The following is a 13,728-nucleotide window of genomic DNA, read 5'->3' as shown; positions in this document are numbered from 1 at the left end:
GTCGCACCGGGCTCGGCCGGGGTGGCCGCGCCGGAGGGCCGGCCGCGCGCGTTCACCCGGCCAGGCGGGACCCGTGCCGGCCGGCGACGACCTCGAGACGGGTCGGGATGCGGGTGCGCAGCTCCTCGAGGTGGCTGATGACGCCGACCGTCCGCCCGCCGCGGCGCAGCTCGTCGAGCACGTTCATCACCGCGTCGAGGGCCTGCGCGTCCAGGGTGCCGAACCCCTCGTCGACGAAGAGCGTGTCCATCTGCACGCCCCCGGCCTCGGCGGTGACGACGTCGGCCAGCCCGAGCGCCAGCGCGAGGGAGGCCATGAAGCTCTCCCCGCCGGAGAGGGTCTTCGTGGGCCGGCGGGTGCCGGTGTACTCGTCGAACACGTCGAGGCCGAGCCCGCCGCGGGCGCCGTGCCGGCCCTGCGCGTCGCTGTGCAGGAACGTGTAGCGGGCACCGGACATGTCCTGCAACCGCCGGCTGGCCACCTCGGCGACCTGCTCCAGCCGGGCGGCCAGCACGAAGGACTGCAGCCGCATCCGCAGCGTGTTGGCACCGCGGCCGGTGACGAGGTCGGCCAGACCGGTGACCTGCCCGGCCCAGGCGCGCCGCTCGGCGAGCTCCACCTCCGCGGCCACCACCTCACCGGCCAGTGCGTCGAGGGCGCCGGCGCACCGGCGGGCCTGGTCGAGCGCGGCGACCGCCTCCTCGCGGCGGGCGGTGAGCGCCGCGCACCGCTCCTGCAGGGCCGGCAGGTCGGGGCGATCGGGCAGATCGGTGAGCTCGGGGTCGGCGAGGGCGGCGACGGCGACCGCACGGGCCTCGTCGTGCTCGCGGATCCGCTGTTCCAGGACCGGGAGCTCACCGTTGCGCAGCAGGGCGCCGGCCGCGTCGAGCAGGTCGGGGAACCCGGCGGCGGCGGCGCGCTCGGCCGCGGTGCGCCGGGCGGTCCCGGCGGCAGCGCGGGCGCGGAGCTCCTCGGCCTCGGCGCCGACGACCGCCTCGCAGCGCTCGGCCGCGGTGGTGAGCCGGTGCACCCGGGCGGGCAGGTCGGCGTCCGTGCCACGGGCGGCGTCCAGCCGGGCGGTCAGCTCGCGGAGGGCCTCCTCGCGTGCCGCCCGCGCCGTGGTGCACCGCTGCAGCTCCTCGCGGCCGGCGGCGAGCGCCGCCGCGGCGGCGTCCCGGCCGCTCTCGGCCGCGGCCAGCGCCCGGCGGGCGTCGCCGGCGGCCCCGGCTCGGGCGGCGACCTCGTCGAGTGCGGCCCGGGCCTCGGCCGCGCGGACGGCCAGTTCCGCCACCGGCAGCTCCGCGGCCCGCGCGCGGAGGACGGCGAGCTCGCGCTCCCGCTCGTCGGCCGCCTGCCGCGTCGCGGCGGCCCGCGCCTCGGCGACGTCGGCGGCAGCGCGGGCCCGCTCCTCGTCGTCCGCGGAGACGGCCCGGCCGGTGGGCAGCGCCGGCCGGGGGTGCTCGGTGGCGCCACAGACGGGGCAGTCGGCACCCGGCACCAGCCCGGTCGCGAGTTCGGCGGCCATCCCGTCGAGCCGGGCGGCGCGCAGCTCGACCAGCTCCTCCCGGGCCTCCAGCCATGCCACCCGCGCGGCGTCGGCCACCGCGCGGGCCGTGTCGAGGTCGGCGGCCACGCGCTCGGCGGCGTTCGCGGCGGCCAGCGCCGTCCGGGCGGCCCCGTCGGCCGCGGTGAGCCCCGGCAGCTGCGCGGCCGCTGCCAGCGCCTCGTCGAGCCGCTGCTGGGCCTCCGCGACGCGGCCGGGCCACGCCTGTGCCGCGCGGGCACCCTCGTCGCAGCGGGCGGTGAGCGCCTCGACGTCCCGCTCCAGGCGGGCCAGCTCGCGGACCAGCCCGTCCGCCCGCTCCGCCTCGGGCACCAGGGCGCGGGCCGTGGCCGCGTCGTCGCGCAGCTCCCGGGCGAGGAGGAGGTCCGCGTCGCGGCCGTCGGAGACCGCCGCCCAGGCGGTCCGGGCCGAGGCCAGTGCGGTGGCCGCGGTGCCCGCGTCGCGCGCGGAGCGGGCGGCGGCGTCCAGGACGTCGCGCAGACCCTCGGCGCGGCGACCGGCGTCGGCACGGGCGCGCAGCGGCGTGAGCTGCTCCTCGCGTTCGGCCAGCCGGGCCAGCTCCTCACGCGCCCGGGCACGGCGGTCGTGCCGCGCGGCCACGGCGCGGGCGTCGGCCAGCTCGGCGTCCAGCCGGGTGCCGGCAGCGGCGGCCGCCTCGGCCTCGGCAGCGGCGCGGGTCTGCCGGGCGGCGGCACGTCCCCGGACGGCATTCACCCAGGAGCCGACCGTCGTCCCGGGGTGGGCCCCGACCAGTTCGGGGGCCAGCTCCTCGGGCACGTCGACGTCGGCGATCTGGGCGACGCGGTGCAGCAGCGTGCTGATCCGGTGGCGGTCGGCGCGCAGCGTCTCCTCGGCGGCGCGCCGCTCGGCGGCCAGCCAGTCCTCGGCGCGGGCGAACCGGCCGACGTCGAAGAGCGTGCGCAGCAGGCGCGCGCGGTCCTCGGGTTCGGCCCGCAGGAACCGGGCGAAGTCGCCCTGCGGCAGGAGCACCACCTGGCAGAACTGCTCGGCCGAGAGGCCCAGCCGCTCCCGGAGGTACTCCGACCCCTCGTCGATGCGCGTGCTGACCGGCTCCCACGTCCCGCCGTCCCAGCGCTGGACGAGCAGCTTGGCCTGCTCGGTGGTCTCGCCAACGCCCCGCTTCTTCGGGCGGGTCTGCTCCGGGCGGCGCACCACGAGCAGCCGTTCCCCGGCGAGGGTCAGCTCGAGGGAGACCTCGGTGCGGGTGGCGGCGCCGGCGTGGTCGCTGCGCAGCCGCTTCTCCTCGCCGCGGGCACCCGGGACGGTGCCGTAGAGGGCAAAGACGACGGCGTCCAGCAGCGTCGTCTTGCCCGCGCCGGTGGGACCCCACAGCAGGAACAGCCCGTCACGGGCGACGTCGTCGACGTCGACGGTCTCGGTGCCGGCGAAGGGGCCGAAGGCGGACAGGCTGAGCGAGTGCAGCCTCACCGGGCCGCCTCCTCGCGGGCCTCGGCGCCCAGGGCCCGGGCCAGGAGCTCGCACTCGGCGGCGGTCGCGCCCACCCCGCCGCGGACGTGGGTGACGAACTCGCCGGCCACGTCGATGTCGCTGCGGCCACGCAACCGTTCCTGGTAGCTGCGTCCGTCTCCGCCGGCCGCGCCGCCGGCCCACTCCAGGTGCACGCAGTGCGGGAAGCGGCTGCGCAACTGCCGCATCGGGTCGGCGGGGCGCGCGGCGTCGGTCAGCCTCGCGGAGACGAAGTGCTGCTCGAAGACCGTGTGCGCCGGGTCGGCGAGCAGCTCGTCGAGGGTGCCGGTGAGCACGGTCAGCGGCCGGGGGGTGGGCAGGAACAGCGGACGCACCCCGGCCAGGCCGGTGGCGTCGAGGTCGACGAGCCAGGCCTGCTTCTGCTGGCCGGCCTCCCCGAAGGAGTAGGCGAGGGGCGAGCCGCTGTAGCGCAGCCGCGGGCTGAGCGTCTGGGGCCGGTGCAGATGCCCCAGGGCCACGTAGTCGACCCCGTCGAACACCCCCGCGGGCACCAGGTCGACGCCGCCGACGCAGATGTCGCGTTCGCTGTCGCTGGCCACGCCACCTCCGACGAACGCGTGGGCCAGCACCACCGACCGCGTGCCGGGACGGAGGAAGAGGTCGGCGCGCACCCGGTCCATCGCCTCGGCGAGCACCGCCTCGTGGCTGCGCGCCAGGCCGGCGTCCCGCCCGCCCGCCAGCTCGTGCCGGGCGATCTCCGGCTCCAGGTAGGGCAGCCCGTAGACGGCAACGTCGCCGTGCTCGTCACGCAGCAGGACCGGCTCGTCGAGCCGGTCGGTGGCGGCCCGCACGTGCAGCCCCGCGACGGACAGCAGCCCGGAGAAGGTGCCCAGGCGGCGCGCGGAGTCGTGGTTGCCCGGGGTGAGGACGACGGTGGCGCCGGCGCGCAGCAGGCGGCCGACGACCCGGTCGAGCACCGCGGTGGCGTCGGCCGAGGGCACCGCGCGGTCGTACACGTCGCCGGCCACGACGACGACGTCGACGGACTCGCCGACCACGACGTCGGCCAGGCCGCCGAGCACCGCCTCCTGCTCACGGAGCAGGTCGGCGCCGTGCAGGGAGCGGCCGATGTGCCAGTCGGAGGTGTGCAGCAGCCGCATGGGCGCAGAAGGTAGGTCGGGGTACTGACAGAACCGCCCAGGCGCGCCGTGACGGGCCCGTCACAGCGAGCGGCCGCCGGTCAGAACCGCGCGGTCGGCTGGGCGGTCTCCCAGCCGTGGAGGTAGCCGGCCGCCTCCCGTGCCCGCCGGTCGGCGTCCTCCTCCATCATGTGGTTGAGCAGCTGCTGCACCCCGTCGCTGTCGGGGATCCGCCGCAGCACCGTGGCGCCACTGTCGCCGGCCGACTCGATGGTCAGCGTGCCGGAGTTGATCAGCCGCTCCCACAGCGTCTGGCGGTAGGAGACGTCGGTGATGCGGGACAGGCCGATGTCGCGACCGCTGCGGGCGAGCACGCCCTGGCGGAAGAGCAGCCGGTGCGTGGTGATGACGTAGTGGGTGGTCCGCCACCGCAGCAGCGGCACCAGCACGGACCACGCCAGCAGGGCGAGCGCGACGCCGGCGATGGCCATCCGCACGGCGCCCTGCTGCGCCCCGTCGGGCACCAGCGCCGCGGCGAAGGTGGCGGCGCCGACCACGAGGAGGAACGCCACGATCGGCCAGGAGATCGTCAGCCAGTGCGGGTGGAGGTGCCGGACGACCTCTTCGTCGTCGGCCAGCAGCTTGTCCGGGTAGGGCACCCCGCCAGGATGACTGACCGTCGGTGCACCGTCACGCAGCGCGCCGACGCCATCGGTGGATCGCGGTCACGCCGGCTGGTGCTCGGCGGATGCCGGGACCGGCTGCTCCGCACGGGGCTGCGGCACGACGGCCTGCTGCACCGACGGCCGCGAGCGGTCCGCGCGGGCCCAGCGACCGGGGCCACGGTGGCGCAGGAAGAGCCGCGCCGGCTCCTCCAGGTAGCGGTGGCAGAGGTGCGCCAGGACGACGGTGACCAGCAGCACCTGCGGGATGAGGTACCCGGCGAGACCACTGCCCGGCGCGATGGCCGGCGTCCAGCCCATGTGGGTCCAGAAGACCTCGAAGACCGGGATGTGGACGAGGTAGAGGCTGTAGGAGATCCGCCCCCCGTGCACCATCGGCCCGGTGGCGAGCACCCGGCTGAGCCCGCTGCGGGACAGCGCCAGAGCGCCCACGAGGACCGGGAACAGCAGGACGACGACGCCCCCGAACTCCCCGACCCCCTGGCCACGCCAGTGGCCCCACCACAGCCCGACGAGGATCTCGACCACGGCCAGCACCGCGACGCCCGCGGCGACGCGCTCGACCCACGGGGTGACGCGGATCCGGCGGACGGCCAGGCAGGTCAGCGCACCGGCCAGGAAGCCGGCGCCGATCCGCAGCGCCCAGCTCCACGGGAAGTAGGGCTCACCGGTGGTGAAGCAGGTGTAGGCGAAGGGCAGCATCGCGCCAACGGCCAGCGCGCCGGTCACCGCCGGGTGGGCGTTGCGCAGCCGCCACAGGACGAGGACCGCCAGCGGGAAGACCACGTAGGCCAGCCACTCCGCGCTGATCGACCAGGCCGCCCCGACCCACGAGGAGCCGTCGAAGGTCGACCGGCCCCACAGCTGGACCATGAGCAACTGCTGGAGGTAGTGCCACAGGTCGACGGTCGGCTGGGTGTGCTGCCAGACGATGAAGCCGTCGGTCACCCGCGAGGCCTTGTAGAGCATCCAGCCGCCGAACAGCGTGGTGACCACCGCGTAGACCGGCCAGATCCGGCACACCCGAGCCCACCAGAAGGCCACCGTCCGCCGGACCGAGGGGCGGCGGCCCGTCTTGTCCAGGTAGGTGAGCGTGATGACGAAGCCGCTGAGCACGTAGAAGAGGTCCACGCCGAGCGCTCCGGTCTGGACGAGCGGCTGCAGCGGCTCCCAGTACCGGGTGTAGGTGTCCCCCGGCGTGAACGAGAAGTGGAAGACCACGACCCAGAGCGCGGCGACGATGCGCAGCCCCGTCAGCGACCGGATCTCGCCGCCGGTCAGGTGGCTGGGACTGGCAACGGTCACGGGAGGCGGCCCTTCTCGCACAGCGATCGGTGAACGACCGCCTACAAACAGTAGTTGGACGCTAACCGAACGGACCCGTCCGTCCGGGCTCCGACACCGCCGTCGCCACCCCGCCGACCCCACGGGTCACAGGCGTCCCGGCGACGCTCCCCGCACGTGCCGGACGTCCCCCGAGGCGAGCTCCAGGCGTCCCGCGGCCGTCCGGACGACGAGCCGGCCGTCCCAGTCCACCGCCTCCGCGACGCCGTCCACGCTGGAGCCGTCGGGGAGGGTGACGACGACCGGCGTCCCGACCGTGGAGGACCACGCCAGGTAGTCGCGGGCCAGGCCCGAGCCGACCGGGTCACCGAGGGCCTGCACCCAGGCCAGGTAGCGGCGCTCGAACCCGCGCAGGAACCGGAGCAGGACCGCCGCGCGGTCGACCGGCGCCCCGGCGGCCAGTGCCAGGGAGGTGCCACCCTCGGGCAGCTCGCCGGCGTGGGTGGAGACGTTGAGCCCGACGCCCACGACGACCGCACCGGAGGCGACCTCGGCCAGGATGCCGGCGAGCTTGGCACCGTCGGCGGCGAGCAGGTCGTTGGGCCACTTGAGCGAGGCCCGGACGCCGGGGACCTCGGCGACGGCCTCGGCGAGCGCGACGCCGGTCAGCAGCGGCAGCCAGCCCCGCCGGGCCGCCGGGACGTCCGGGCGCAGCAGCAGGGAGACGGTGAGGCCGGCGCGGGGCGGGGAGGTCCAGGTGCGGGCCAGGCGCCCGCGGCCGGCGGCCTGGTGCTCGGCGACGAGCACGGTGCCCTCCGGCGCCTCCTCGGCCGCGGCGGCCACGAGGACGGCGTTGGTGGAGCCGACCTCCTCCACCACCTCCAGCGAGCGCCACAGGCCGCTGTCCGCCGTGAGCGCGGCCGACACGCGCGCCGCGTCGAGGGGCGGCCGGTCCGGGTCGACGGAGCGGGACGGCGACGGTTCGGGCACTCCCCTACGCTACGGAACTCGTGAGCGAGCATCGCAGCGAGCGACCCGGCCGGCAGTGGAGCGGATCGCGGTGAGCGCGGCCGAAGCGGACGGCGCCGGCGAGCACGTGCCGGGCGACGTCGACATCCACACGACCGCCGGCAAGCTGGCCGACTTCGAGCGGCGCGTCCAGGAAGCCACGCACGCCGGCTCCGAGCGCGCGGTCGAGAAACAGCACGCCGCCGGGAAGATGACCGCCCGGGAGCGGATCGAGGCGCTGCTGGACCCGGGCTCGTTCACCGAGCTCGACGAGTTCGCCCGGCACCGCTCCACCAACTTCGGCATGGAGGCCCGGCGGCCCTTCGGCGACGGCGTGGTCACCGGCCACGGCACCGTCGACGGCCGCCCGGTCTGCGTCTTCTCCCAGGACGTCACCGTGTTCGGCGGCAGCCTCGGGGAGGTCTACGGCGAGAAGATCGTCAAGGTCCTCGACCTCGCGATGCGCAACGGCTGCCCGGTCATTGGCATCAACGAGGGCGGCGGCGCGCGGATCCAGGAGGGCGTGGTCGCCCTCGGCCTTTACGCCGAGATCTTCCGGCGCAACGTGCACGCCTCGGGCGTCATCCCGCAGATCTCGCTGGTCATGGGGGCGGCGGCCGGCGGGCACGTCTACTCCCCCGCCCTCACCGACTTCATCGTGATGGTCGACCAGACCAGCCAGATGTTCATCACCGGCCCGGACGTCGTGAAGACCGTCACCGGCGAGGACGTCACCCTGGAGGAGCTCGGCGGCGCCCGCACGCACAACACCAAGTCCGGGGTGGCCCACTACCTGGCCGAGGACGAGGCCGACGCGCTGGACTACGTCAAGGCGCTGCTGTCCTACCTGCCCAGCAACAACCTCGACCCGCTCCCGGCGGTGGAGGTGCCGCCGGCGGACGTCGGCGTCCCCGAGGGGGTCACCGACGACGACCTCGAGCTCGACACGTTCATCCCGGACTCGCCGAACACCCCGTACGACATGCACACCGTCATCCAGCACGTCCTGGACGACGGCGAGTTCCTCGAGGTGCAGGCGCTGTTCGCGCCCAACATCGTCGTCGGCTTCGGCCGCGTGGAGGGTCGGCCGGTGGGCGTGGTGGCCAACCAGCCCACCCAGTTCGCCGGCACGCTCGACATCGACGCCAGCGAGAAGGCCGCCCGGTTCGTCCGCACCTGCGACGCCTTCAACATCCCGGTGCTGACCTTCGTCGACGTCCCCGGCTTCCTGCCCGGCACCTCGCAGGAGTGGGAGGGGATCATCCGGCGCGGCGCCAAGCTGATCTACGCCTACGCCGAGGCCACCGTCCCCAAGATCACCGTGATCACCCGCAAGGCCTACGGCGGCGCCTACGACGTCATGGGCTCCAAGCACCTGGGCGCGGACCTCAACCTGGCCTGGCCGACAGCGCAGATCGCGGTCATGGGCGCCCAGGGCGCGGTCAACATCCTGTACCGCAAGGAGCTGGCCGAGGCCGACGACCCCGAGACCCGCCGTGCCGAGCTCATCACCGAGTACGAGGACGCGCTGCTCTCGCCGTACATCGCGGCCGACCGCGGGTACGTGGACATGGTGATCCGGCCGTCGCACACCCGCGTGCAGGTCACGCGGGCGCTGCGCCTGCTCGCCAACAAGCGGCAGACGCTCCCGCCCAAGAAGCACGGGAACATCCCCCTGTGAGCGAGCATCGCAGGGAGCGCCAGCACCGAGGAGCGCCGGCGACCAGCCTCGCGGACCGAGGGACGACACTGTGATGTCCGAGTCCGCGTCCGAGCCGCGCCCCCCGCTGCTGCGGGTGGTCCGGGGCGAGCCCACCGCCGAGGAGCTCGCCGCGCTCACCGTCGTCGTCGCCGCCCTCTCCCAGCGGCGGACCCGGCGCCGGCCGACACCGGTCGGGGCGTGGGCGTCCTTCGGGGACCGTCATCGCACAGCACTGCGTCCCGGCCCCGGCGGCTGGCGCGCCTCCGGGAGGTCGGCATGAGCGTGGACCGTCGGCTGGTGCTCGCGTCGGCGTCGCCGGCGCGGCTGGCGCTGCTGCGGCAGGCGGGGCTGGCCCCCGAGGTCGTCGTCAGCGACATCGACGAGGCGGCCGTGCGGGCGCCTCGGGTGGGCGAGCGGGTGGCCCTGCTGGCCGCGGCGAAGGCCACCGCGGTCGCGCGGCTGGAGACCGACGCCCTCGTCATCGGCGCCGACTCGCTGCTGGAGTTCCGGGGCCAGCCCATGGGCAAGCCGACCGACGTCCAGGAGGCCCGCGACCGCTGGCAGCGGATGAGCGGCAGGAGCGGCGTGCTGCACACCGGCCAGGCGCTCTTCGACGTCCGCGACGGTCAGGTGCTCGGCCGCGACGTCGCCGTCGTCTCCACCGTGGTGCACTTCGCCGACCCGACGCCCCAGGAGATCGAGGCCTACCTGGCCACCGGCGAGCCCCTCGCCGTGGCCGGCGCCTTCACCCTCGACGGGCTCGGTGCGCCGTTCGTCCGCCGGGTGGACGGCGACCCCGCCGCCGTCGTCGGCCTCTCGCTGGCCACGCTGCGCACGCAGCTGGCCCGGCGCGGCCTGGCCATCACCGACCTCTGGCGCCGCTGAACCCGTTCGCGCAGCCAGCTCCACAGAGTCCGACCCCGAGGAGAACACCGGTGCAGAAGGTCCTGATCGCCAACCGAGGCGAGATCGCGGTGCGCGTCGCCCGCGCCTGCAAGGACGCCGGGCTGACCAGCGTCGCCGTCTACGCCGAACCCGACCGGGACGCGCTGCACGTGCGGACGGCCGACGAGGCGTTCGCGCTCGGGGGGACGACGCCCGGCGACTCCTACCTGGTGATAGACAAGATCCTCGACGCCGCCCGGCAGTCCGGCGCCGACGCGATCCACCCCGGGTACGGCTTCCTGTCGGAGAACGCCGACTTCGCCCGCGCCGTTCTCGAGGCCGGGCTGACCTGGATCGGCCCGTCCCCCGAGTCGATCATCGCCCTCGGTGACAAGGTGCAGGCCCGCCACATCGCCACCAAGGCCGGCGCGCCCCTCGTCCCGGGCACCAAGGACCCGGTCTCCGGCGCCGACGAGGTCGTCGCGTTCGCCGAGGAGCACGGGCTGCCGGTGGCCATCAAGGCGGCCTTCGGCGGCGGCGGGCGCGGGCTGAAGGTGGCCCGCACCATGGAGGAGATCCCGCACCTGTTCGACTCCGCCGTCCGCGAGGCGGTCTCGGCGTTCGGCCGCGGTGAGTGCTTCGTCGAGCGGTTCCTGGACCAGCCGCGGCACGTCGAGGCCCAGGTGCTGGCCGACACCCACGGCAACGTCGTCGTCGTCGGCACCCGCGACTGCTCGCTGCAGCGGCGCAACCAGAAGCTGGTCGAGGAGGCGCCGGCGCCGTTCCTCACCGACGAGCAGCGCGAGCGCATCCACTCCTCGGCGAAGGCGATCTGCGCGGAGGCCGGGTACCACGGCGCCGGCACGGTGGAGTACCTGGTCGGCGCCGACGGCTCGATCTCCTTCCTGGAGGTCAACACCCGGCTGCAGGTGGAGCACCCGGTGTCGGAGGAGACCTCCGGCATCGACCTGGTCCGCCAGCAGTTCCGGATCGCCGAGGGCCTGCCGCTGGACATCACCGAGGACCCCACCCCGCGCGGGCACAGCATCGAGTTCCGGATCAACGCCGAGGACGCCGGGCGCAACTTCATGCCCGCGCCCGGCCCGGTGACCCGGCTGGAGATCCCGCAGGGGCCCGGCGTGCGCTGGGACTCCGGGGTGGAGACCGGCGGTGAGGTGGCCGGTGCGTTCGACTCGATGCTGGCCAAGCTCATCGTCACCGGTGCCACCCGGGAGGAGGCGCTGCAGCGGGCCCGCCGCGCGCTGGACGAGCTGGTCGTCGAGGGCATGCCGACGGTGATCCCCTTCCACCGGGCCGTGGTCCGGGACGAGGCGTTCACCAGCGAGCCGTTCACGGTGCACACCCGCTGGATCGAGACCGGGTGGGACAACCAGGTCCCGCCGTACGACGCCGCCCCGGCCGGGCATGAGGAGGCCGAGCCGCGGCAGACCGTCGTCGTCGAGGTCGGCGGACGGCGGCTGGAGGTGTCGCTGCCCGCCGGCCTGGCCGCCGGCGGTGGCGGCGCACCCGCCGCGGCCGGGGGCGCCAAGCCGCGCAAGCGGGGCGGCGGGCACGGCGGCTCGGCGGCCTCCGGCGACGCCCTGACCAGCCCGATGCAGGGGACGATCGTCAAGGTCGCGGTCGAGGAGGGGGCCACCGTGGCCGCCGGCGATCTGGTCGTCGTCCTCGAGGCGATGAAGATGGAGCAGCCCATCCCCGCCCACAAGGCCGGCGTGGTCACCGACCTCGCCGCCGAGGTCGGCGCCTCGGTCAGCAGCGGCGCGGTGATCTGCACGATCGCCGACGCCGGGTAGCGCGCTCCCGCGGTCCGACGTCCCAGGCCCTCAGCCGGGACGCCGGACCCCGAGGGTGTCCACGCCGTCGGCGTCCCAGTCGCCGGAGAAGGCGGTGTCCGCGGGGTCGCCGTAGGCCGCCTGGAGGTCCGCGACGCCCGAGGTGAGGCTGAACCGCAGGTGGTAGACCGCGCCCCGCCGGACGGCCAGCGTGTCGCCGCGCTGACCCGCGCCCCAGCGACCCACCAGCACGGTGTCCTGCGGCTCGCCGTAGCCGAAGGTGCTGTCGGCCACGCCGGTGCTCAGCCCGTTCTTCACGTGGTAGTACGCGCCCCGCCGCACCGTCAGGCTGTCCGCGCCGTCACCGTCCCAGTCCCCCACCAGGACGACGTCCCCCGGGTCGCCGTAGGTGATCACGACGTCGGCCGCCCCGGTCCGCACGGAGTTCGTGACGAAGTAGCGGTTGCCCCGGCGCACCGCGAGCGTGTCCCGGCCGTCGCCGTCCCAGTCCCCCACCAGGACCGCGTCGCCGGGGTCCCCGTACGCGAAGACGTGGTCGGCGGCACCACTGGTGTTCTGCTCGCGGACGTGGAAGGTGTTCCCCCGGCGGACCGTGAGGGTGTCCACCCCGTCGCCGTTCCAGTCACCGACGAGCACGTCGTCGGCCGGGCCGCCGTAGTGGAAGACACGGTTGGCCACCCCGGTGAACCGGTCGTTCAGGAAGTACGTGCTCCCCGTCCCCCCGATCCCGCCGGTCCCGCCGGTCCCGCCGGTCCCTGGAGGAGCCGACACCGGACCCGCCTGCCCGGTCTCGACCTGGATCCGCGCCCCTGACCCGGTCGCCTCCAGCACCCGGACGGTGAACCGCGCGTCCCCGAACGACACCGGAGCGCCGCCGGCGGGCAGCGCCACGGCCACGTCGCCGGCCCAGAGCGCGGTCCGCGACGGCGTCGCGTCGAGGAGCAGGGAGGTGTCGTTGCCGTCGCGAGCGAGCCGGAGCACGACACCGGACTCGAGCCGGCGACGGTTGGCCGCCGTCCCCAGCCAGCTGTCCTGGCCGGTCGCCGACCGGTACTCCAGCCAGTACTCGTCACCGTCGCCGTCGAGCAGGCGCACCGCCCGGGACCCCGTGCGGGCCCCCAACGGCGAGAGCAGGAACTGCCCGGCGGGTGCCGCGGCGGAGACCGTGGGCACCGCCCCCGGCGGCAGCAGCCCGAGCCGGGCGGCGTGCGGTGCGCCGAGCGAGCCGAGCTGGTCCCAGGAGACCCCCATGACGTCGTACCAGTCGGCGTACCCGGCGACCCGGCACGCGCCTGTCTCCACGGCACCGTCGCACTGCAGCTGGGAGGCGTGTCCGAGGCCGAAGTTGTGCCCGAGCTCGTGCGCCAGCACGGAGGTGGCCGTGCCGCGCACGTAGAGCCGGCCCCCGGAGGAGATCGAACTCCCGACCTCGGCCAGTCCCGCGGAGCAGCCGCCCGCCGTCGACGGCAGGTGGACCAACAGGTGCTGGCCGGGGCCGCCGCGCCACCCGACGCGGGCGGCCGCCTCGTTCCACAGCGCGTAGGGGGAGTCGCACCCGGCGGAGGTGGGCAACCACCCCGACGAGCCGGTGACGCGGAGCCGGAGGGCGCCGTCGCTCTGCCGGGCCCAGAAGTCGGCCACGGGACCGTCGACCGCCGAGACCAGGTCCGCCAGGCTCGTCGCGTCCGGCGCCGACCCCGGGGGCAGCACCATGACGACGGTGACGGCGTTGGTGACGCCGTCCGCCGCGGCCACCCGTGGAGCGGCCGGCGCGGCCGCCACGACGTCGGCGGCGAGCACCTCCACGGCCGGTTCCAGGGCCGCCGCAGCCGGCGTCCGGTCGGCCACCGGCTCCCCGACGACCACCTCCACCGTGGCGCCGACGGGCAGGTGGTCGACGTCGTCGGTCGGCACCCGGACGGCCTCGCCCGGCGCCGTCTCGATCCAGCTGAGCGGCCCCTCGTCGGCGTGGCGGACGGCCGCGCCGGGGGAGGCGGGTTCCGGCCAGGCCTGCACCAGTTCGCCGACGACGGTCTCACCGCGGGGAGCCGCGTCGTCCGCGGCCGCCGGCAGGGCGGGGAGGACCGGCAGGACGGCGGCCGCTGCGGTGGCGAGCACGAGCAGCCGGGTGGGGGGACGGCGGCGAGCGGTCACGGTCGGACTCCAGGCGGTGGGCGGGGACTCCACCCGCATCGGCACG

General features: G+C 75.5%; 10 protein-coding genes. 4 read left to right on the top strand and 6 right to left on the bottom strand.

All coding sequences use genetic code 11. From position 1 onward, the window contains the following. Nucleotides 1-52 precede the first annotated feature (52 nt). From CRP39_RS08015 to CRP39_RS07995, 5 genes are all read right to left on the bottom strand, one after another. On the bottom strand, nucleotides 53-3,013 hold the full coding sequence (locus tag CRP39_RS08015) for an AAA family ATPase (protein WP_097205815.1): 2,961 nt from the start codon (nucleotides 3,011-3,013) through the stop codon (nucleotides 53-55). Next, on the bottom strand, nucleotides 3,010-4,173 hold the full coding sequence (locus tag CRP39_RS08010; protein ID WP_097205814.1) for an exonuclease SbcCD subunit D: 1,164 nt from the start codon (nucleotides 4,171-4,173) through the stop codon (nucleotides 3,010-3,012). Before CRP39_RS08010 ends, CRP39_RS08015 begins: the two co-directional genes overlap by 4 nt. Before the next feature lie 80 nt (nucleotides 4,174-4,253). Further along, nucleotides 4,254-4,811: a PH domain-containing protein gene (locus tag CRP39_RS08005; RefSeq protein ID WP_097205813.1), complete on the bottom strand. Its 558-nt coding sequence runs from the start codon at nucleotides 4,809-4,811 to the stop codon at nucleotides 4,254-4,256. A gap of 66 nt (nucleotides 4,812-4,877) precedes the next feature. After that, nucleotides 4,878-6,140 (bottom strand): acyltransferase family protein, encoded by a 1,263-nt coding sequence (locus CRP39_RS08000; protein ID WP_172442333.1) that lies wholly within the window; start codon nucleotides 6,138-6,140, stop codon nucleotides 4,878-4,880. 126 nt (nucleotides 6,141-6,266) lie between these two features. Continuing rightward, a complete protein-coding gene (locus tag CRP39_RS07995; protein WP_097205811.1) occupies nucleotides 6,267-7,109 on the bottom strand; it encodes a biotin--[acetyl-CoA-carboxylase] ligase in 843 nt (280 codons plus the stop codon). A gap of 70 nt (nucleotides 7,110-7,179) precedes the next feature. Here CRP39_RS07995 and CRP39_RS07990 point away from each other — a divergent pair, with 70 nt between their 5' ends. The 4 genes from CRP39_RS07990 (at nucleotide 7,180) to CRP39_RS07975 (ending at nucleotide 11,528) form a co-directional block, all read left to right on the top strand. Next, nucleotides 7,180-8,808, top strand: a complete 1,629-nt coding sequence (locus CRP39_RS07990; protein WP_097205892.1) for an acyl-CoA carboxylase subunit beta — start codon at nucleotides 7,180-7,182, stop codon at nucleotides 8,806-8,808. Between the two features lie 73 nt (nucleotides 8,809-8,881). Then, nucleotides 8,882-9,109 (top strand): acyl-CoA carboxylase subunit epsilon, encoded by a 228-nt coding sequence (locus CRP39_RS07985; protein ID WP_097205810.1) that lies wholly within the window; start codon nucleotides 8,882-8,884, stop codon nucleotides 9,107-9,109. Next, a complete protein-coding gene (locus CRP39_RS07980; RefSeq protein ID WP_097205809.1) occupies nucleotides 9,106-9,714 on the top strand; it encodes a Maf family protein in 609 nt (202 codons plus the stop codon). Before CRP39_RS07985 ends, CRP39_RS07980 begins: the two co-directional genes overlap by 4 nt. A gap of 50 nt (nucleotides 9,715-9,764) precedes the next feature. Next, the gene (locus CRP39_RS07975; RefSeq protein ID WP_097205808.1) at nucleotides 9,765-11,528 is read left to right on the top strand and encodes an acetyl/propionyl/methylcrotonyl-CoA carboxylase subunit alpha; all 1,764 of its coding nucleotides are present in this window, start codon (nucleotides 9,765-9,767) and stop codon (nucleotides 11,526-11,528) included. 30 nt (nucleotides 11,529-11,558) lie between these two features. On the opposite strand, the gene CRP39_RS07970 is transcribed toward CRP39_RS07975, so the two are convergent. Then, nucleotides 11,559-13,682, bottom strand: coding sequence for a zinc metalloprotease (locus CRP39_RS07970; RefSeq protein ID WP_143426589.1), 2,124 nt, complete (start codon nucleotides 13,680-13,682; stop codon nucleotides 11,559-11,561). Between the last annotated feature and the right edge of the window lie 46 nt (nucleotides 13,683-13,728).

Source organism: Geodermatophilus sabuli (assembly GCF_900215145.1).
In the GTDB taxonomy this organism is placed as follows: Bacteria; Actinomycetota; Actinomycetes; order Mycobacteriales; family Geodermatophilaceae; genus Geodermatophilus; species Geodermatophilus sabuli.
This window is presented reverse-complemented; position numbering and strand designations above follow the sequence as displayed.